The following is a 16,452-nucleotide window of genomic DNA, read 5'->3' as shown; positions in this document are numbered from 1 at the left end:
AAATGCCAGGATTAATTGGAAAGAAAATCGGAATGACATCCGTTTTCAGTGCCGACGGTAAGAACATTCCGTGCACTGTTATCGAAGTAGGTCCTTGTGTTGTAACCCAGGTTAAGACCGTAGAAAAGGATGGTTACAAGGCTTATCAGTTAGGTTTCGGCGAGGCTAAGGAGAAGCGTACTTCTCAGCCTATGATGGGAATCTTCAAGAAGGCAGGCACAACACCTAAGAAGCACTTGGCCGAGTTCAAGTTTGATGAGGAGTACAACCTCGGTGACACCATTACAGTTGAAATCTTCAACGGCTGCAAGTTCGTTGACGTAATTGGTACATCAAAGGGTAAAGGCTTCCAGGGCGTTGTTAAGCGTCACGGATTCGGTGGTGTAGGTCAGTCTACTCATGGTCAGGATGACCGCGCCCGTAAGCCGGGATCTATTGGTGCATGTTCTTACCCTGCTAAGGTATTCAAGGGTATGCGCATGGGCGGCCAAATGGGAGGTGATAGAGTAACAACTCAGAACCTTCAGGTGTTAAAGGTAATTCCAGAGCAGAATCTCCTTATCGTTAAGGGTTCTTTCGCTGGATGCAAAGGTTCAACTGTTTTAATTGAGAAATAATGGAAGTTAGCGTATTAGATATCAAAGGTCAGGAGACCGGCCGCAAGGTAGCTCTTAATGATGCAGTCTTCGGCATTGAGCCTAACGATCACGTTCTCTACCTCGACGTAAAGCAGTATCTCGCTAACCAGCGTCAGGGTACAGCTAAGTCTAAGGAGAGAAGCGAGATGAGCGGTTCTACTCGTAAGCTTGGTCGTCAGAAGGGCGGTGGCGGTGCTCGCCGTGGTGATATTAACTCACCTGTACTCGTAGGTGGTGCTCGCGTATTTGGTCCTAAACCACGTGATTACCGCTTCAAGCTCAACAAAAAAGTAAAGATTCTTGCTCGTAAGTCTGCTTTGTCTTACAAGGCACAGGAGAGCGCAATTGTAATGTTGGAAGATTTCACATTCGAGGCTCCAAAGACTAAAGAATTCTTAAGTGTTCTTAAGAATCTTAAAATCGAGGGCAAAAAAGTACTCTTTGTTTTGCCAGAATCAAATAAAAACGTATATTTGTCTGCACGTAACTTACAGCGCGCTGAGGTTATCCTCGCATCTAACGTCAATTCGTACAAAATTTTGAACGCAGATGTTGTAGTGATTACAGAAAAGTCGCTTGAGACTATCGACCAGATCTTAACAAAGTAAAAAGGAGATATTAGAATATGGCATTTATTATCAAACCATTGGTTACTGAGAAGATGACCAAGATTACAGACAAGCAGCCTAACCGCTATGGCTTCGTTGTTCGTCCTGAGGCTAATAAGCTCGAGATTAAGAAGGAAGTTGAGAGTCTGTATAATGTTACAGTAGTTGACGTGAACACTATTCGCTACGCTGGCAAGCGCTCTGCTCGTTACACAAAGGCAGGTCTTGTTAAGGGTCAGAAGAATGCGTTCAAGAAGGCAATCGTTACTCTTAAGGAGGGCGATACAATTGATTTTTACAGCAATATTTAAAATAAAAAATGGCAGTACGTAAATTAAAACCGGTTACTCCGGGTCAAAGACACAAGGTTATTGGCACGTTCGAGGATATTACTGCATCCGTGCCAGAGAAGTCTCTCGTTTACGGTAAGCGTTCTACCGGCGGTCGAAACAACACCGGTAAGATGACCGTTCGCTACATTGGCGGTGGTCATAAGCAGAAGTATCGTTTAATCGACTTCAAACGTGAGAAAGATGGTGTTCCAGCAGTTGTTAAGACAATCGAGTACGATCCAAACCGTTCGGCTCGTATCGCTTTGCTTTACTACGCTGATGGTGAAAAACGTTACATTATTGCTCCTAACGGACTTCAGGTAGGCGCTACTTTGATGTCAGGTGCAGAGGCTGCTCCTGAAATCGGTAACTGTCTTCCATTGGCAAACATCCCTGTAGGTACAGTGATCCACAACATCGAGTTGCGTCCTGGTCAGGGTGCTTTGTTGGTTCGTTCGGCTGGTAATTTTGCTCAGTTGACTTCTCGTGAGGGCAGTTATTGTGTAATTAAGCTCCCTTCTGGTGAAACACGCCAGATTTTGAGTGCTTGTAAGGCTACAGTTGGTAGTGTTGGTAACTCTGACCATGCTCTTGAGCAGTCTGGTAAGGCTGGTCGTTCACGCTGGTTGGGTCGTCGTCCACACAACCGTGGTGTTGTTATGAACCCTGTTGATCACCCAATGGGTGGTGGTGAAGGTCGCCAGAGTGGTGGTCATCCACGTTCACGTAAGGGCTTGTACGCTAAGGGTCTTAAGACTCGCGCACCTAAGAAGCTTTCTAACAAGTATATTATCGAAAGAGCTAACAAAAAATAAAGAGTAAATTATGAGTCGTTCACTTAAAAAGGGTCCATACATCAACGTTTCTCTCGAGAAGAAGATTCTCGCTATGAACGAGAGTGGCAAGAAGAATGTTGTTAAGACATGGGCTAGAGCTTCAATGATATCTCCTGATTTCGTAGGACATACTGTTGCAGTTCATAACGGTAATAAATTTATCCCTGTTTATGTTACAGAGAATATGGTTGGCCACAAGCTTGGAGAGTTCGCTCCAACACGTCGCTTTGGCGGTCACTCTGGTAACAGAAAGTAAGCTAAGGGTTAAACCATTTAAAAATTTAAGTAAATAATGGGAGCAAGAAAACATATTGCGGCTGAGAAATTGAAAGAAGCCCGTAAAAACTTGTACTTCGCTAAGTTGGTAGGCGTTCCTTCTTCTCCACGTAAGATGCGCTACGTTGTAGACATGATTCGTGGTATGGAGGTAAACCGTGCACTCGGAGTACTTCGCTTCTCTAAGAAGCAGGCATCTGCTGACGTTGAGAAATTACTCCGTTCAGCTATCGCTAACTGGGAAGCAAAGAATAATCGCAAGGCTGAAGACGGTGAGCTTTATATCAGTAAGGTCTTCGTTGACGAAGGCGTTACAATGAAACGTATGAGACCTGCACCACAGGGTCGTGGTTATAGAATCCGTAAGCGTTCTAACCATGTAACTCTCTTTGTTGATGCAAAAACTAATGACGAAAAATAATTAAGTAGAATGGGACAGAAAGTTAATCCGATTAGTAACCGACTTGGTGTTATCCGTGGTTGGGATTCAAATTGGTTCGGTGGTAAGAACTTCGGTGACAACCTCGTAGAGGATCAGAAAATCCGTAAGTATCTTAACGAGCGCCTTGCTAAGGCAAGTGTTTCTCGTATCGTTATCGAACGTACATTGAAACTTGTTACCATTACTATTTGCACAGCCCGTCCAGGTATTGTCATTGGTAAAGGTGGTCAGGATGTAGATAAGTTGAAGGAAGAGTTGAAGAAGCTCTACAAGAAGGAGATTCAAATCAACATCTTCGAGGTTAAGAAGCCTGAGCTTGATGCTACCATCGTTGGTAAGAACATCGCGAGCCAGATTGAGCACATGATTGCTTATCGTCGCGCTATCAAGATGGCAGTTGCTAACACTATGCGTGCTGGTGCTGAGGGTATCAAGATTCAGATTACAGGTCGTCTGAACGGTGCTGAAATGGCACGTAAGGAGATGTACAAAGAGGGTCGTACTCCTCTTCACACTTTCCGTGCAGACATCGACTATTGCCAGTGCGAGGCTCTTACTAAGGTAGGTTTGCTTGGCATCAAGGTTTGGATTTGCCGTGGTGAGGTTTATGGTAAGGCTGATCTTACTCCAAATTTCGCTCAGGACAACAAGAGCAATAATAACAACCGTGGAAACGGTCGCTCTAACAACCGTGGTGGTAATCGTAAAAGAAACAATAACCGTTAAATTTTAGAAAGCTATCATGTTACAGCCAAAAAGAGTAAAATATAGAAGACCTCAAGATGGTCGTGGCAACAAAGGCAACGCTCACAGAGGTACACAATTGGCATTCGGTTCTTTCGGCATCAAGACTCTTGAGTCAAAGTGGATCGATAGCCGTCAGATTGAGGCAGCTCGTGTGGCATTGAACCGCTACATGAACCGTCAGGGTCAGGTCTGGATCCGAATTTTCCCTGATAAGCCAATCACTCGCAAGCCTGCAGATGTCCGAATGGGTAAAGGTAAGGGTGATCCAGCAGGATGGGTTGCACCTGTTACACCAGGTCGTATTCTCTTCGAAGTAGAGGGTGTAAGTTTCGATATCGCTAAAGAAGGCCTTCGCCTTTGTGCTCAGAAACTTCCAGTGAAGACTAAGTTTATTGTTAGACGTGATTACGATAAAAACGCTTAATTATGAAGATTGCAGAAATTAAAAATATCGAGACCAAGGAATTGGTTGAGAAGTTGGAGGCAGCTGTTGACGCTTTGAACAAGAAGAAGATCAACCACAATGTTACTCCACTTGAGAATCCATCAGAGATTAAGGTTGCTCGTCGTGATATCGCACGTATGAAAACTGAACTTCGTCAGAGAGAACTTAACAAATAATAATGGTCCAGATGGAAACAAGAAATTTAAGAAAAGTAAGACAGGGTGTTGTTATCAGCAACAAGATGGATAAAACCATTGTTATTGCAGCTAAGTTCAAGGAGATGCACCCTATTTATGGTAAGTTTGTCCAGAAGACAAAGAAGTACCATGCGCATGACGAGAACAATGAGGCTAACGTAGGTGATACAGTTATGATCATGGAAACTCGTCCTCTGTCTAAGACAAAGAGATGGAGATTAGTACAAATCGTAGAAAAAGCTAAGTAATTATGATACAGACTGAATCAAGACTTACAGTATGTGATAACAGCGGCGCTCGCGAGGCTCTCTGCATTCGAGTTCTCGGTGGTACAGGCCGTCGTTACGCAAGTGTTGGTGACGTAATTGTCGTTGCTGTCAAGAACGTTATGCCATCAAGTGATTTGAAGAAGGGTGCAGTATCAAAGGCTTTGATTGTTCGCACAAAGAAGGAGATTCGTCGTCCTGACGGTTCATATATCCGTTTCGACGATAACGCTTGTGTATTGCTCAACAATGCAGGTGAGCTTCGTGGTAGCCGTATCTTCGGTCCTGTTGCTCGTGAGCTTCGTGCAGTTAATATGAAAGTCGTTTCTTTGGCACCTGAGGTTCTTTAATATTAAAAAAGTAAAAAGTAATGAGTAAGTTACATATTAAGAAAGACGATACCGTTATCGTTATTGCCGGTGCTGATAAGGGCAAGACAGGTAAGGTGCTCAAGGTCCTCGTTGACGAGAACCGTGCCATCGTTGAGGGTGTGCACATGGTATCTAAGAGCACTAAGCCATCTGCTCAGAATCCTCAGGGAGGCATCGTAAAGCAGGAGGCTCCTATTCATATCTCAAATTTGAGTTTGATCGATCCTAAGAGTGGCAAGGCTACTCGCGTTGCTATCAAGCATGAGGGTAAAAACGTTGTTCGCATCGCTAAAAAGTCAGGGGAGGAAATCAAGTAATGGATACAGCACAGTTAAAGAAAGTATATAAGGAGACAATCGCACCAGCTCTTCAGAAGCAGTTCAACTATTCTTCTGCTATGGAGATTCCAGTATTGAAGAAGATTGTCATCAACCAGGGTCTCGGTGACGCTACTCAGGACAAGAAGCTTGTTGACGTAGCTATCAATGAGATTACTGCTATCACCGGTCAGAAGGCTGTTGCTACATATTCTAAGAAGGATATCGCAAACTTCAAGCTTCGTAAGAAGATGCCTATCGGTGTTATGGTAACATTGCGTCGTGAGCGTATGTACGAGTTCTTGGAGAAACTCGTTCGTGTTTCTCTTCCTCGTATCCGCGACTTCAAGGGTATTGAGAGCAAGTTTGATGGTCGTGGTAACTACACATTGGGTATCACAGAGCAGATCATCTTCCCAGAGATCAATATCGATGAGATTGATCGTATTCAGGGTATGAACATTACCTTCGTAACAACTGCTAAGACAGACGAGGAAGGTTTTGCTCTTTTGAAGGCTTTCGGTCTTCCATTCAAGAACGCAAATAAAGATTAAGAGATATGGCAAAAGAATCAATGAAAGCTCGCGAGATTAAGCGTGCAAAGCTTGTAGCTCGTTACGCTGAAAAGCGCGAAGCTCTGAAAAAGATTATTGCAACTTCTAATGATCCAGCCGAAGCATACGAGGCAGCTCGTAAGCTTCAGGCTATCCCAAAGAATGCAAACCCTATCCGTCTTCACAACCGTTGCAAGATCACTGGTCGTCCTAAGGGTTATATCCGCCAGTTTGGTCTTTCTCGTATCCAGTTCCGTGAGATGGCTTCTGCAGGTTTGATTCCTGGTGTAAAGAAGGCTAGCTGGTAATCTTTAAAGGCAAAGAATTTTTTTATTTAATATTGTCGGGGTAGTCCCGATTAATTAAACATTTATATTTTATGACAGATCCAATAGCAGATTATCTGACAAGACTCAGAAACGCAATCATGGCACATCACCGTGTTGTTGAAGTTCCTGCGTCTAACTTGAAGAAAGAGATTACAAAGATCCTCTTCGAGAAAGGTTACATCCTCAACTACAAGTTTGTAGAGGATGGTCCTCAGGGCTCAATCAAGGTTGCCTTGAAGTACAACCCAACTACAAAGCAAAACGCTATCAAGTGTTTGAAGCGCGTGTCTACTCCAGGTTTGCGTAAGTACACTGGTTACAAGGACATGCCTAGAGTTATTAACGGATTAGGTATCGCAATCTTATCTACATCCAAAGGTGTAATGACAGACAAAGAGGCTTCTGATCTTAAGATCGGTGGCGAGGTTCTTTGCTATATTTATTAATTGGAGGCTTTTATATGTCTAGAATAGGAAAATTGCCAATTAGTATCCCTGCAGGTGTTACTGTAAACTATGACAACGATTCACACGTTTGTACAGTAAAGGGCCCTAAGGGTGAACTTTCTCAGTGGATTGATCCATCTATCAAGTTTATCAATGCAGATGGTCATATTAGCTTTGAAATCGATGAAAATAGTCCTGTAAATGTTAAGCAGAAGCAGGCTTTCCACGGTTTGTATCGCTCTCTCGTCCACAACATGGTTGTTGGTGTTAGCGCTGGTTATACAAAGGTTTTGGAATTGGTAGGTGTTGGTTATCGTGTTTCTAACCAGGGCAACATTATTGAGTTTGCTTTGGGTTACACTCACCCTATTTTCATCCAGTTGCCTAAGGAGATTAAGGTTGAGACTAAGTCTGAAAGAAACCAGAACCCAATCTTGACATTGGAGTCATGTGACAAGCAGTTGTTGGGACTCGTTTGTGCAAAAATTCGTTCTTTCCGCAAGCCTGAGCCTTATAAGGGTAAGGGTATTCTCTTTAAGGGTGAAGTTATTCGCAGAAAGTCTGGTAAGAGTGCTTCAGCTAAGTAATTTTAATTATTTACGATTATGACAACAAAGAAAGTAGAAAGACGAATTAAGATAAAGTTCCGCATTCGTAAGAGTGTGAACGGTACAGCTGAGCGTCCACGTCTTAGTGTATTCCGCTCTAACAAGCAGATTTACGCTCAGGTTATTAACGATTTGACAGGCACTACACTTGCATCAGCTTCTTCACTTGGTTTGGAGAAGATGCCTAAGCAGGAGCAGGCAACTAAGGTTGGCGAGCTCATTGCTGAGAAGGCAAAGGCTGCTGGCGTTGAGGCAGTAGTTTTCGACCGTAATGGTTATCTTTACCATGGTCGCGTAAAGCAGTTGGCTGAGGGTGCTCGTAACGGTGGTCTTAAATTTTAAACGATTATGGCAATGGATAAAGTAAAAGTAAATAACGAAGAAGTACTTAAGGATCGCTTGGTTGCTATCAACCGTGTAACTAAGGTTACTAAGGGTGGTCGTACTTTCACATTCGCTGCTATCGTCGTTGTTGGTGACGGTAATGGCGTAATCGGCTACGGTCTTGGTAAGGCAGGTGAGGTTACAGCTGCTATCGCTAAGGGCACTGAGGCTGCAAAGAAGAACTTGGTTAAGGTTCCTGTACTCAAGGGTACAGTTCCTCACGAGGTTGAGACTGCATTCGGTGGTGCTAAGGTTCTCATTAAGCCAGCTGCTGCCGGTACAGGTTTGAAGGCCGGAGGTGCTATGCGTGCTGTTCTTGAGAGCGTTGGTATCAAGGATGTCATTGCAAAGTCTAAGGGTTCTTCAAATGCCCACAACCTTGTAAAGGCTACTATTGCTGCTCTTGCTGAGATGCGTGATGCATACACAGTGGCAGGTGAGCGTGGTATCAGTATGGATAAAGTATTTAACGGTTAATTAGGAAATATCGAATATGGCAACAATTAAAGTCAAGCAGATTAAGAGTAAAATCGGTGCTCCAGTAGATCAGAAGCGTACACTCGCTTGTCTTGGTCTCCACAAGATTTCTCAGGTTGTTGAAGTAGAGGATACTCCTAGCAACCGTGGTATGATCCGTAAGGTTCATCACCTCGTAAGTGTAGTTGATTAATTAATCTTTATAAATTAGGAACGATTATGAAATTAAATAATTTGAAACCTGCTGCAGGTTCTACCCATTCACGTCGTCGTATTGGTCGTGGTCCAGGTTCTGGTCTCGGTGGTACTTCTACACGTGGTCACAAGGGTGCCAAGGCTCGTTCTGGTTATAAGAGAAAGATTGGTTTCGAAGGTGGTCAGATGCCATTGCAGCGTCGTGTTCCAAAGGCTGGATTCAAGAATATCAACCATAAGGAGTACTTCGCAGTAAACCTTTCAACTCTTCAGGCTCTTGCTGAAGCAAAGAACCTTACAAAGATCGGTATTGAGGAACTTAAGGCTGCTGCTCTTACCAATGGTAAGGAGCTCGTTAAGGTTCTCGGTAACGGTGAACTTAAAGCAAAATTGGAAGTTGAAGCTAATGCTTTCTCAAAGACTGCCGAAGAAGCAATCAAGGCAGTAGGTGGTAACGCAACTATAATCTAAGTAAATGAAAAAGTTTATTGAGACACTAAAGAACTGTTGGAAGATAGAGGATCTCCGTCAGAGACTCCTCATCACTCTTCTGTTTACGGCTATTTACCGTTTTGGCTCGTTTGTGGTGCTTCCTGGCATTAATCCGAGCATGTTGGAAAAATTACAGTCGCAGACCTCTGGCGGTCTTATGTCGCTTTTGGACATGTTCTCTGGTGGTGCATTTTCTAATGCGTCTATCTTCGCATTGGGAATTATGCCTTATATCTCAGCTTCAATTGTAATGCAGCTTCTTGCTGTCGCTGTACCTTATTTCCAGAAGATGCAGCGAGAGGGCGAGAGCGGCCGCAAGAAAATACAATGGTATACTAGAGTCCTGACTGTAGCCATTCTGGTCTTTCAGGCTCCTAGTTACCTCTTGAATTTGAAGATGCAGGCTGCTAATGCTCTTGCAACTGGTATTAGCTGGACAGTCTTTATGATTCCAGCTACTATCATTCTTGCAGCAGGAAGTATGTTCATCCTTTGGCTTGGTGAGCGTATCACTGATAAGGGTGTTGGAAATGGTATCTCTCTGATTATTATGATTGGTATCATCGCACGTTTGCCTCAGGCATTCGTTCAAGAGGTTACTTCGCGTTTGCAGGCTATCTCCGCTGGTGGTTTGATTATGTTTATCGTAGAGATTCTGATTCTTTATGCTGTTGTCTGTGCTTCAATTCTTTTGGTGCAGGGAACACGTAAAATCCCTGTTCAATACGCGAAGCGTTTGGTTGGTAATAAGCAGTATGGTGGTGCACGTCAGTACATTCCTTTGAAGCTTTTTGCTGCTAACGTAATGCCTATCATCTTTGCTCAGGCTTTGATGTTTATTCCATTGGCTATAGTTCGCTATCAGTCTGAGAATGCTAGTAGCGTTGTTCAGCAGTTGATGGATAATCGTAGTTTGCTTTACAATGTTGTTTATGTAATCTTGGTTATTGCATTTACATACTTCTATACTGCGATTACATTGAATCCTACCCAGATGGCAGAGGATATGAAACGCAATAATGGTTTCATTCCAGGTGTTAAACCAGGAAAGGATACAGCTGAGTACATTGATACCGTAATGTCTCGTATTACTTTACCAGGTTCATTATTTATTGCATTTATTGCGATTATGCCTGCTCTTGCAGGACTTCTCGATGTGCAGCAGGCCTTCTCACAATTCTTCGGAGGTACTTCTCTGTTGATTTTGGTAGGTGTCGTTATTGATACTTTGCAGCAGATCGAAAGTCATTTGCTTATGCGCCACTATGATGGCCTTCTCAATTCTGGTCATACTCGTCAGGGTGGTGTTGCAGCATATTAATCTTTATCTTTTGAAATGAAGATATTTCTGAAGACAGAGGATGAAATTAACCTGATGCGACAAGCTAACCAGTTAGTTGGTAAAACACTTGTTGAATTAGGTAAACATATAAAACCAGGTGTAACGACTCTCCATTTGGATAGGATAGCAGAGGAGTTTATCCGTGATCACGGGGCAATTCCAACGTTTAAGAATTTTCCTAATCCATATGGAGAGCCTTTTCCCGCTAGTATATGTACATCTATCAATGATGTGGTTGTACATGGCATTCCTAGTGAAAAGGACGTTCTCAATGATGGTGATATCATTTCCATCGACTGTGGAACTCTTTTGAATGGCTTCAATGGAGATAGTTGTTATACTTTTGCCGTTGGAGAAATATCTTCTGATATTAAGCAACTTCTTAAGGTGACTAAAGAATCTTTATATCTAGGTATCGAACAGGCTGTAGTAGGAAAACATTTGGGTGATATTGGTTACGCTGTACAGAGCCATTGTCAACAATATGGCTATGGTGTTGTGCGGGAGTTAACAGGTCATGGCATTGGCAAGGATATGCATGAGGATCCTCCGGTACGTAATTATGGTAGTAGGGGCTCTGGTATTTTGTTAAAGGAAGGCATGTGCTTAGCCATCGAGCCGATGATAACTATGGGCGACCGTCAAATTGGTATACTACCAGATAAATGGAGTATAGTTACTAGAGATCGTCAACCGGCTGCTCATTACGAGCATACTATTGTTGTTCGAAAAGGTAAAGCTGAAATTTTATCTTCATTCGTAGAAGTTGAACATTTAGAAGGACAAAATTTTTAATTATGGCAAAACAGGCCGCTATTGAGCAAGATGGAACAATTGTAGAGGCATTATCAAATGCGATGTTCCGCGTTGAATTAGAGAATGGTGTCGACATTACTGCCCACATCTCTGGTAAGATGAGAATGCATTACATTAAGATTTTACCTGGTGATAAAGTTAAGGTGGAAATGAGTCCATATGACTTGACAAAGGGTAGAATTGTTTTTAGATACAAATAATTATCACATATAAGGTTATGAAGACAAGAGCATCATTGAAGAAGCGTTCAGCTGATTGCAAAATTGTACGTCGTAAGGGTCGTCTCTTCGTTATCAACAAGAAGAACCCTAAGATGAAATTGCGTCAGGGCTAATGTTAAAGTTCTGTAAAAGTATGGCTGTTAAAAAAAAAAGTTGTACTTTTGCACCGCTTTTAACGCAAAGGTATTAATTTATTAATTTTTTATTAAACAATGGCAATAAGAATTGTTGGAGTAGATTTGCCCCAGAATAAGCGTGGCGAAATCGCATTGACCTATATCTACGGTATTGGTCGAAGTAGTTCAGCAAAGATATTGGATAAGGCAGGTGTAAGCCGTGACCTGAAAGTCAGCGAGTGGTCTGACGATCAGGCAGCCAAGATCCGTGAAATTATCGGCGCTGAGTTCAAGGTTGAAGGTGATCTCCGTTCTGAGATCCAAATGAACATTAAGCGACTGATGGATATTGGTTGCTATCGTGGAGTTAGACATCGTAATGGTCTTCCTGTTCGCGGTCAGAGCACCAAGAATAATGCTCGTACTCGCAAGGGTAAGAAGAAGACTGTTGCTAATAAGAAGAAGGCTACTAAGTAATTCTAAGGAGGAAATTAATTATGGCAAAGCAAAAAGCAACATCTAAGAAGAGAAACGTACGTGTTGACGCATTGGGTCAGCTTCACGTACATAGCTCATTTAACAACATTATTGTATCTCTTGCTAATAACGAGGGTCAGGTTATCTCTTGGTCTTCTGCTGGTAAGATGGGTTTCCGTGGTTCTAAGAAGAATACTCCATATGCTGCTCAGATGGCAGCTGAGGATTGTGCTAAGGTAGCTTTCGATCTTGGTCTTCGCAAGGTTAAGGCTTACGTTAAGGGTCCAGGTAACGGTCGTGAGTCTGCTATCCGTGCCGTACACGGTGCAGGTATCGAGGTTACTGAGATTGTAGACGTTACTCCATTACCACACAACGGATGTCGCCCTCCAAAGCGTCGTCGTGTATAATAGCATTCATTGATACAAACAATATAGCATTTTATTAATATTATGGCTAGATATATAGGTCCGAAATCTAAAATTGCGCGTCGTTTTGGTGAGCCAATCTTCGGCGCAGACAAAGTTTTGTCCAAGAGAAACTTCCCTCCTGGACAGCATGGCAACAATCGTCGTCGCAAGATGTCTGAGTACGGTGTCATGTTGGCAGAGAAGCAGAAGGCTAAGTACACTTACGGTGTATTAGAGCGTCAGTTCCGTAATATGTTTGAGAAGGCAGCAAAGGCTGAAGGTATTACTGGTGAGGTTCTTCTTCAGAGCCTTGAGTGCCGTCTCGATAATGTGGTGTTCCGTCTTGGTATCGCTCCTACTCGTGCTGCTGCACGTCAGTTGGTTGGTCACAAGCACATCACTGTTGATGGCAAGGTAGTTAATATCCCTTCATTTGCAGTTAAGCCAGGTATGGTTGTTGCTGTTCGTGAGAAGTCTAAGTCTCTCGAAGTTATTGAAGCAGCACTTGCAGGTTTCAACCATAGCAAGTACCCATGGATCGAGTGGGATGATAATTCAAAGAGCGGCAAGTTCTTGCACAAGCCAGAGCGTGCTGACATTCCAGAGAATATCAAGGAGCAGTTAATCGTTGAGTTGTACTCTAAATAAATCATTAAATTAATGGCGATATTAGCATTTCAAAAACCTGATAAAGTAGTAATGCTGGAGGCTGATAACCAGTTCGGAAAATTTGAATTCCGTCCTTTGGAGCCTGGCTTTGGCGTGACCATTGGTAACGCCTTGCGCCGCATTCTCCTTTCATCATTGGAGGGTTACGCAGTGAACACCATCCGTATTGCGGGTGTTGAGCACGAGTTCTCTTCAGTTCCTGGTGTGAAGGAAGATGTTACCAACATTATCTTGAATCTCAAACAAGTTCGATTCAAGCAAGTAGTAGAAGAATTCGAGAATGAGAAAGTTAGTATCACCGTTGAGAATTCTACAGAATTCAAAGCTGGTGACATTGGTAAGTATCTGACTGGATTTGAAGTGTTAAACCCTGATTTGGTGATTTGTCATTTAGATGCCAAAGCTTCGATGCAGATTGATTTGACTATTAATAAGGGACGCGGTTACGTTCCTGCTGATGAGAATCGTCAATTCTGCACAGATGTTAACGTTCTCCCAATCGATTCCATCTACACCCCTATTCGTAATGTAAAGTACGCAGTTGAACCTTATCGTGTTGAGCAAAAGACCGATTATGATAAGCTCGTTCTTGAGGTTACGACAGATGGTTCCATTAGTCCTAAGGATGCACTGAAAGAGGCTGCGAAGATTCTTATTTATCATTTCATGCTTTTCTCAGATGAGAAGATTACTCTTGAAAGCCCAGATCAGGAGAACAATCAAGAGTTTGATGAAGAAGTTCTTCATATGCGCCAGTTGCTTAAGACTCGTCTCGTAGACATGAACCTCAGCGTTCGTGCTCTAAACTGCTTGAAGGCAGCTGATGTTGAGACACTTGGTGATTTGGTACAGTATAATAAGACTGACCTCTTGAAGTTCCGCAACTTCGGTAAGAAATCGCTCTCAGAGCTTGATGATTTGCTCGAGAGTCTGAATCTGTCTTTTGGAACTGATATTTCAAAGTATAAATTAGACAAGGATGCTTAATGCATCCTTTGTCCAAAAAGAACAAAAATTAAAATGAGACACAATAAAAAATTCAACCATTTAGGTCGTACTGCTTCTCATCGTAACGCGATGTTGGCTAACATGGCTTCATCTCTTATCTTGAGCGAGCACAAAAGAATCACTACGACCCTCGCAAAGGCAAAGGCTCTTAAGAAGTATGTTGAGCCATTAATCACTCGTTCAAAGAATGATACAACTACATCACGTCGTGTTGTTTTCCGTTATCTTCAGAACAAGTATGCCGTTAAGGCTCTCTTCGGTGAGGTAGCTGAGAAGGTAGCTAACCGTCCTGGTGGTTACACTCGCGTAATCAAGTTGGGTACCCGTCAGGGTGACGCAGCTGAGATTGCTTTCATCGAGCTCGTTGACTTTGATGAGAACATGGCTAAGACTCCTAAGGCTGCTAAGAAGACTCGCCGTAGTCGCAAGGCAACAAAGGCTGAGGAGGCTCCTGCAACTGAGGCACCTGCAACTGAGGAGGCTGCAGCTGAATAAGTTACAAAAGATCTCACTATATATAGCGCTTCTGTCGTTAGACAGAGGCGCTTTTTTTTTTTGCGAATACTGTTTTCTTTGTTTTAGGGGAATCCCTAAGGTTATTTAGGGATTCTGGCTTGAATATTCAACTAAATAGTTGTATTTTTGCAGAAGAATTTAAAAAGATATGATATGAAAAAGATGATATTTTTGATGCTTTGCTCTTCCTTGGTGTTGAGTAGCTGCGATACATATACAGGCAGTGGAGCTTATGCCGGAGGTTCCATTGGTTCAATCTTAGGGTCTGCCATCGGTGGTTTGTCTGGTGGTCCTAGGGGATCAGATATGGGAACTATCATCGGTATGGCTGGAGGAGCAGCCATAGGTGCTGTTATAGGAAGCCAGGCTGATAAAGCGCAGGCTGATCGTGATGCTGCTTATCGGCAGGATAGGATAGAAAGACGCTCGGATTATCCGGGTTCGTCACGCCGATATCCTACAAACCCTAGTGGCAACCGCTCTTCACATTATGGGGGGAATGAAGTTTATGACTATAGTATTCCTTCTACTGATTATAGCAGATCCGGAAGCGATTATAGCAATGCTCCTGTAATTGATAACCCAGAGATTTTCGATTCCAATAATGGAGGAGACGATCGTTTATATGATTTTCAGGGAAAGGACTATACCGGAGATTATAGTGCCCAGAAGCCGACTACTTCGATGCCAACTGCTACTGTAGAGGAGCTTGGCGCCCGTCTTTCTTATTCTACAACCCTAGAGATTGTGAATGCCCGATTCGTTGATTCCAACGAGGATAATTGTTTGAATAGGAATGAGATCTGCAAGGTGATATTTGAGATTGTCAACCGCGGCAAGTTTCCGGTTTATGATGTTGTACCTACTGTACTTGAAACCACAGGAAACAAGCATATCTTTATTTCACAAAGCATTCATGTTGAGAAGATATTGCCTGGCTCTGGTGTCAGATACACGGCTATGGTGAAAGCGGACAAGAAGTTGAAGGATGGAATGGCTAGATTCTGTGTGAGTGTCATTCATGAGGGTAAATCCATCTCGAAGGTCAACGAGTTTAACATTCCCACTAAGAGATAAGAATCATAGTAGTTGCAAAATAAAATAAAAAAAACAAGAACCGGCTTTATGCTAGTTCTTGCTTTTTTTCTTTTGGGGATATTAAGCTTTTGCCCTTATAGAGTGCACAGAGCTTAGCTGGTTTGCCCAGGGGGGTACCTTGTGCTAGGAGCTTCAGTTCTTTGCTTTTCCCTTCGGCCTGTGACCGTTGGTTCAAGGCGTATGGCGATGATTAGGGGCTTTTTCCTTTGGCTTTTCCTTTTCCTTTGCTTTTTCCTTAGTCTGTACTTTTTCCTTAGCCTCGACCTTGGTTTCAGCTTGCTCCCTTGCCATTTCTTTCTTTTCGAAATAATGGTCAGGTTCAAATTCAGCCATTTCGAAGTCAACCTTCGGGAGCTTGGTTTGCTCAGGCTTGAAAGGAACAGGGTTATCCAGTCTTTCCACCTTGACCGTTGCTACACCCTGTGAAATCATATCCAGTTTCTTGGCTGCAGCCCAGGAAAGGTCGATAATTCGGCCTCTTCCGAAAGGTCCTCGGTCGATGACCTCTACGATTACACTCTTGTCATTTCTGAGGTTGGTAACTTTCAGCATCGTACCGAAGGGATAATATTGGTGTGCACACGTCAGGTTGTCGTGATGGATTCTCTGTCCGCTTGCTGACCTGGCTCCTGTAGCTCGTTTAGAGTAATAGGATGCCTTGCCACGTTGATGCTTCTGGCCGCAACATGGTATACATAAAAATGTACTCAATAATGCTATGATTAATAATCTTCTTTTCATAACTTCTCGATATTTTGGTTGCAAATATATAAAAAAATGATGAAAAATGCAAGGAAATATCAGAAAATCAGTATCTTT

General features: G+C 42.9%; 31 protein-coding genes. 30 read left to right on the top strand and 1 reads right to left on the bottom strand.

Going from position 1 to position 16,452, the window contains the following annotated elements:
- Window positions 1-2 precede the first annotated feature (2 nt).
- From rplC to ACQRBJ_RS01100, 30 genes are all read left to right on the top strand, one after another.
- A complete protein-coding gene (gene rplC, locus ACQRBJ_RS01245; RefSeq protein WP_153125299.1) occupies window positions 3-617 on the top strand; it encodes a 50S ribosomal protein L3 in 615 nt (204 codons plus the stop codon).
- Complete coding sequence (gene rplD, locus ACQRBJ_RS01240) at window positions 617-1,246, top strand: 50S ribosomal protein L4 (RefSeq protein WP_153125301.1); 630 nt, start codon at window positions 617-619, stop codon at window positions 1,244-1,246. The genes rplC and rplD overlap by 1 nt, the downstream gene beginning before the upstream one ends.
- 17 nt (window positions 1,247-1,263) lie before the next feature.
- The gene (gene rplW / locus ACQRBJ_RS01235; RefSeq protein WP_006848834.1) at window positions 1,264-1,557 is read left to right on the top strand and encodes a 50S ribosomal protein L23; all 294 of its coding nucleotides are present in this window, start codon (window positions 1,264-1,266) and stop codon (window positions 1,555-1,557) included.
- 8 nt (window positions 1,558-1,565) lie between these two features.
- The gene (rplB, locus tag ACQRBJ_RS01230) at window positions 1,566-2,393 is read left to right on the top strand and encodes a 50S ribosomal protein L2 (RefSeq protein WP_089543925.1); all 828 of its coding nucleotides are present in this window, start codon (window positions 1,566-1,568) and stop codon (window positions 2,391-2,393) included.
- A gap of 10 nt (window positions 2,394-2,403) precedes the next feature.
- Window positions 2,404-2,670 carry a 30S ribosomal protein S19 gene (gene rpsS, locus ACQRBJ_RS01225; RefSeq protein WP_006848832.1) on the top strand — a complete coding sequence of 89 codons (267 nt, stop codon included), beginning with the start codon at window positions 2,404-2,406 and terminating at the stop codon, window positions 2,668-2,670.
- A gap of 36 nt (window positions 2,671-2,706) precedes the next feature.
- Window positions 2,707-3,111: a 50S ribosomal protein L22 gene (gene rplV, locus ACQRBJ_RS01220; protein ID WP_006848831.1), complete on the top strand. Its 405-nt coding sequence runs from the start codon at window positions 2,707-2,709 to the stop codon at window positions 3,109-3,111.
- 9 nt (window positions 3,112-3,120) lie between these two features.
- Window positions 3,121-3,858, top strand: coding sequence for a 30S ribosomal protein S3 (gene rpsC / locus ACQRBJ_RS01215; protein WP_153125305.1), 738 nt, complete (start codon window positions 3,121-3,123; stop codon window positions 3,856-3,858).
- Between the two features lie 16 nt (window positions 3,859-3,874).
- Complete coding sequence (gene rplP / locus ACQRBJ_RS01210) at window positions 3,875-4,303, top strand: 50S ribosomal protein L16 (protein ID WP_006848829.1); 429 nt, start codon at window positions 3,875-3,877, stop codon at window positions 4,301-4,303.
- Between the two features lie 2 nt (window positions 4,304-4,305).
- Window positions 4,306-4,500: a 50S ribosomal protein L29 gene (gene rpmC, locus ACQRBJ_RS01205; protein WP_006848828.1), complete on the top strand. Its 195-nt coding sequence runs from the start codon at window positions 4,306-4,308 to the stop codon at window positions 4,498-4,500.
- A 2-nt stretch (window positions 4,501-4,502) separates the two neighbouring features.
- A complete protein-coding gene (rpsQ, locus tag ACQRBJ_RS01200) occupies window positions 4,503-4,769 on the top strand; it encodes a 30S ribosomal protein S17 (RefSeq protein WP_006848827.1) in 267 nt (88 codons plus the stop codon).
- Between the two features lie 2 nt (window positions 4,770-4,771).
- Window positions 4,772-5,137 (top strand): 50S ribosomal protein L14, encoded by a 366-nt coding sequence (gene rplN / locus ACQRBJ_RS01195; protein ID WP_294969736.1) that lies wholly within the window; start codon window positions 4,772-4,774, stop codon window positions 5,135-5,137.
- Window positions 5,138-5,157: 20 nt separating this feature from the next.
- Window positions 5,158-5,475, top strand: coding sequence for a 50S ribosomal protein L24 (gene rplX, locus ACQRBJ_RS01190; protein ID WP_089543922.1), 318 nt, complete (start codon window positions 5,158-5,160; stop codon window positions 5,473-5,475).
- The gene (rplE, locus tag ACQRBJ_RS01185; RefSeq protein ID WP_288231472.1) at window positions 5,475-6,029 is read left to right on the top strand and encodes a 50S ribosomal protein L5; all 555 of its coding nucleotides are present in this window, start codon (window positions 5,475-5,477) and stop codon (window positions 6,027-6,029) included. The genes rplX and rplE overlap by 1 nt, the downstream gene beginning before the upstream one ends.
- 5 nt (window positions 6,030-6,034) lie before the next feature.
- Window positions 6,035-6,337, top strand: a complete 303-nt coding sequence (gene rpsN, locus ACQRBJ_RS01180; protein ID WP_089543921.1) for a 30S ribosomal protein S14 — start codon at window positions 6,035-6,037, stop codon at window positions 6,335-6,337.
- Between the two features lie 71 nt (window positions 6,338-6,408).
- Window positions 6,409-6,804, top strand: coding sequence for a 30S ribosomal protein S8 (rpsH, locus tag ACQRBJ_RS01175; protein WP_006848822.1), 396 nt, complete (start codon window positions 6,409-6,411; stop codon window positions 6,802-6,804).
- A 14-nt stretch (window positions 6,805-6,818) separates the two neighbouring features.
- Window positions 6,819-7,391 (top strand): 50S ribosomal protein L6, encoded by a 573-nt coding sequence (gene rplF / locus ACQRBJ_RS01170; RefSeq protein ID WP_295348157.1) that lies wholly within the window; start codon window positions 6,819-6,821, stop codon window positions 7,389-7,391.
- Between the two features lie 18 nt (window positions 7,392-7,409).
- On the top strand, window positions 7,410-7,754 hold the full coding sequence (gene rplR / locus ACQRBJ_RS01165; RefSeq protein WP_022122151.1) for a 50S ribosomal protein L18: 345 nt from the start codon (window positions 7,410-7,412) through the stop codon (window positions 7,752-7,754).
- 6 nt (window positions 7,755-7,760) lie between these two features.
- Window positions 7,761-8,273, top strand: coding sequence for a 30S ribosomal protein S5 (rpsE, locus tag ACQRBJ_RS01160; RefSeq protein ID WP_117662536.1), 513 nt, complete (start codon window positions 7,761-7,763; stop codon window positions 8,271-8,273).
- Window positions 8,274-8,289: 16 nt separating this feature from the next.
- Window positions 8,290-8,466 carry a 50S ribosomal protein L30 gene (gene rpmD / locus ACQRBJ_RS01155; protein ID WP_153125311.1) on the top strand — a complete coding sequence of 59 codons (177 nt, stop codon included), beginning with the start codon at window positions 8,290-8,292 and terminating at the stop codon, window positions 8,464-8,466.
- Window positions 8,467-8,492: 26 nt separating this feature from the next.
- On the top strand, window positions 8,493-8,939 hold the full coding sequence (rplO, locus tag ACQRBJ_RS01150) for a 50S ribosomal protein L15 (RefSeq protein WP_294969726.1): 447 nt from the start codon (window positions 8,493-8,495) through the stop codon (window positions 8,937-8,939).
- Window positions 8,940-8,943: 4 nt separating this feature from the next.
- The gene (secY, locus tag ACQRBJ_RS01145) at window positions 8,944-10,281 is read left to right on the top strand and encodes a preprotein translocase subunit SecY (protein WP_294969724.1); all 1,338 of its coding nucleotides are present in this window, start codon (window positions 8,944-8,946) and stop codon (window positions 10,279-10,281) included.
- A gap of 15 nt (window positions 10,282-10,296) precedes the next feature.
- Entirely contained in the window at window positions 10,297-11,097 is an 801-nt protein-coding gene (map, locus tag ACQRBJ_RS01140; protein WP_445302664.1) for a type I methionyl aminopeptidase, read from the top strand.
- 2 nt (window positions 11,098-11,099) lie between these two features.
- Entirely contained in the window at window positions 11,100-11,318 is a 219-nt protein-coding gene (infA, locus tag ACQRBJ_RS01135) for a translation initiation factor IF-1 (protein WP_006848815.1), read from the top strand.
- A gap of 17 nt (window positions 11,319-11,335) precedes the next feature.
- Window positions 11,336-11,452, top strand: coding sequence for a 50S ribosomal protein L36 (rpmJ, locus tag ACQRBJ_RS01130; RefSeq protein ID WP_006848814.1), 117 nt, complete (start codon window positions 11,336-11,338; stop codon window positions 11,450-11,452).
- Window positions 11,453-11,551: 99 nt separating this feature from the next.
- On the top strand, window positions 11,552-11,932 hold the full coding sequence (rpsM, locus tag ACQRBJ_RS01125; RefSeq protein ID WP_022252022.1) for a 30S ribosomal protein S13: 381 nt from the start codon (window positions 11,552-11,554) through the stop codon (window positions 11,930-11,932).
- Window positions 11,933-11,952: 20 nt separating this feature from the next.
- Window positions 11,953-12,342 carry a 30S ribosomal protein S11 gene (gene rpsK / locus ACQRBJ_RS01120; RefSeq protein ID WP_294969718.1) on the top strand — a complete coding sequence of 130 codons (390 nt, stop codon included), beginning with the start codon at window positions 11,953-11,955 and terminating at the stop codon, window positions 12,340-12,342.
- Window positions 12,343-12,384: 42 nt separating this feature from the next.
- Window positions 12,385-12,990, top strand: a complete 606-nt coding sequence (gene rpsD / locus ACQRBJ_RS01115) for a 30S ribosomal protein S4 (RefSeq protein ID WP_217760887.1) — start codon at window positions 12,385-12,387, stop codon at window positions 12,988-12,990.
- Window positions 12,991-13,002: 12 nt separating this feature from the next.
- Window positions 13,003-13,998 (top strand): DNA-directed RNA polymerase subunit alpha, encoded by a 996-nt coding sequence (locus tag ACQRBJ_RS01110; RefSeq protein WP_153125320.1) that lies wholly within the window; start codon window positions 13,003-13,005, stop codon window positions 13,996-13,998.
- A gap of 33 nt (window positions 13,999-14,031) precedes the next feature.
- The gene (rplQ, locus tag ACQRBJ_RS01105) at window positions 14,032-14,514 is read left to right on the top strand and encodes a 50S ribosomal protein L17 (protein ID WP_294969712.1); all 483 of its coding nucleotides are present in this window, start codon (window positions 14,032-14,034) and stop codon (window positions 14,512-14,514) included.
- Between the two features lie 174 nt (window positions 14,515-14,688).
- Complete coding sequence (locus ACQRBJ_RS01100; protein ID WP_294969709.1) at window positions 14,689-15,612, top strand: hypothetical protein; 924 nt, start codon at window positions 14,689-14,691, stop codon at window positions 15,610-15,612.
- A gap of 192 nt (window positions 15,613-15,804) precedes the next feature.
- Here ACQRBJ_RS01100 and ACQRBJ_RS01095 read toward each other — a convergent pair whose 3' ends face one another.
- Window positions 15,805-16,374, bottom strand: a complete 570-nt coding sequence (locus ACQRBJ_RS01095; RefSeq protein ID WP_445302663.1) for a septal ring lytic transglycosylase RlpA family protein — start codon at window positions 16,372-16,374, stop codon at window positions 15,805-15,807.
- Window positions 16,375-16,452 lie beyond the last annotated feature (78 nt).

Origin of the sequence: Prevotella sp. SGI.167, assembly GCF_050313615.1 — a bacterium.
Taxonomy (GTDB): domain Bacteria; phylum Bacteroidota; class Bacteroidia; order Bacteroidales; family Bacteroidaceae; genus Prevotella.
This window is presented reverse-complemented; position numbering and strand designations above follow the sequence as displayed.

Coding starts and splice junctions, on each gene's coding strand:
- ACQRBJ_RS01095 (WP_445302663.1), bottom strand. CDS start 16,374: ATGAAAAGAAGATTATTAATCATAGCATTATTGAGTACATTTTTATGT.
- rpmC (WP_006848828.1), top strand. CDS start 4,306: ATGAAGATTGCAGAAATTAAAAATATCGAGACCAAGGAATTGGTTGAG.
- rplD (WP_153125301.1), top strand. CDS start 617: ATGGAAGTTAGCGTATTAGATATCAAAGGTCAGGAGACCGGCCGCAAG.
- secY (WP_294969724.1), top strand. CDS start 8,944: ATGAAAAAGTTTATTGAGACACTAAAGAACTGTTGGAAGATAGAGGAT.
- rpmJ (WP_006848814.1), top strand. CDS start 11,336: ATGAAGACAAGAGCATCATTGAAGAAGCGTTCAGCTGATTGCAAAATT.
- rplV (WP_006848831.1), top strand. CDS start 2,707: ATGGGAGCAAGAAAACATATTGCGGCTGAGAAATTGAAAGAAGCCCGT.
- rplO (WP_294969726.1), top strand. CDS start 8,493: ATGAAATTAAATAATTTGAAACCTGCTGCAGGTTCTACCCATTCACGT.
- rpsN (WP_089543921.1), top strand. CDS start 6,035: ATGGCAAAAGAATCAATGAAAGCTCGCGAGATTAAGCGTGCAAAGCTT.
- rplP (WP_006848829.1), top strand. CDS start 3,875: ATGTTACAGCCAAAAAGAGTAAAATATAGAAGACCTCAAGATGGTCGT.
- rplF (WP_295348157.1), top strand. CDS start 6,819: ATGTCTAGAATAGGAAAATTGCCAATTAGTATCCCTGCAGGTGTTACT.
- rpsD (WP_217760887.1), top strand. CDS start 12,385: ATGGCTAGATATATAGGTCCGAAATCTAAAATTGCGCGTCGTTTTGGT.
- rpmD (WP_153125311.1), top strand. CDS start 8,290: ATGGCAACAATTAAAGTCAAGCAGATTAAGAGTAAAATCGGTGCTCCA.
- rplB (WP_089543925.1), top strand. CDS start 1,566: ATGGCAGTACGTAAATTAAAACCGGTTACTCCGGGTCAAAGACACAAG.
- rplX (WP_089543922.1), top strand. CDS start 5,158: ATGAGTAAGTTACATATTAAGAAAGACGATACCGTTATCGTTATTGCC.
- rpsQ (WP_006848827.1), top strand. CDS start 4,503: ATGGTCCAGATGGAAACAAGAAATTTAAGAAAAGTAAGACAGGGTGTT.
- rplN (WP_294969736.1), top strand. CDS start 4,772: ATGATACAGACTGAATCAAGACTTACAGTATGTGATAACAGCGGCGCT.
- rpsM (WP_022252022.1), top strand. CDS start 11,552: ATGGCAATAAGAATTGTTGGAGTAGATTTGCCCCAGAATAAGCGTGGC.
- rplR (WP_022122151.1), top strand. CDS start 7,410: ATGACAACAAAGAAAGTAGAAAGACGAATTAAGATAAAGTTCCGCATT.
- map (WP_445302664.1), top strand. CDS start 10,297: ATGAAGATATTTCTGAAGACAGAGGATGAAATTAACCTGATGCGACAA.
- rpsS (WP_006848832.1), top strand. CDS start 2,404: ATGAGTCGTTCACTTAAAAAGGGTCCATACATCAACGTTTCTCTCGAG.
- rpsH (WP_006848822.1), top strand. CDS start 6,409: ATGACAGATCCAATAGCAGATTATCTGACAAGACTCAGAAACGCAATC.
- rplC (WP_153125299.1), top strand. CDS start 3: ATGCCAGGATTAATTGGAAAGAAAATCGGAATGACATCCGTTTTCAGT.
- rpsK (WP_294969718.1), top strand. CDS start 11,953: ATGGCAAAGCAAAAAGCAACATCTAAGAAGAGAAACGTACGTGTTGAC.
- rplE (WP_288231472.1), top strand. CDS start 5,475: ATGGATACAGCACAGTTAAAGAAAGTATATAAGGAGACAATCGCACCA.
- infA (WP_006848815.1), top strand. CDS start 11,100: ATGGCAAAACAGGCCGCTATTGAGCAAGATGGAACAATTGTAGAGGCA.
- rpsC (WP_153125305.1), top strand. CDS start 3,121: ATGGGACAGAAAGTTAATCCGATTAGTAACCGACTTGGTGTTATCCGT.
- rpsE (WP_117662536.1), top strand. CDS start 7,761: ATGGCAATGGATAAAGTAAAAGTAAATAACGAAGAAGTACTTAAGGAT.
- rplQ (WP_294969712.1), top strand. CDS start 14,032: ATGAGACACAATAAAAAATTCAACCATTTAGGTCGTACTGCTTCTCAT.
- rplW (WP_006848834.1), top strand. CDS start 1,264: ATGGCATTTATTATCAAACCATTGGTTACTGAGAAGATGACCAAGATT.
- ACQRBJ_RS01100 (WP_294969709.1), top strand. CDS start 14,689: ATGAAAAAGATGATATTTTTGATGCTTTGCTCTTCCTTGGTGTTGAGT.
- ACQRBJ_RS01110 (WP_153125320.1), top strand. CDS start 13,003: ATGGCGATATTAGCATTTCAAAAACCTGATAAAGTAGTAATGCTGGAG.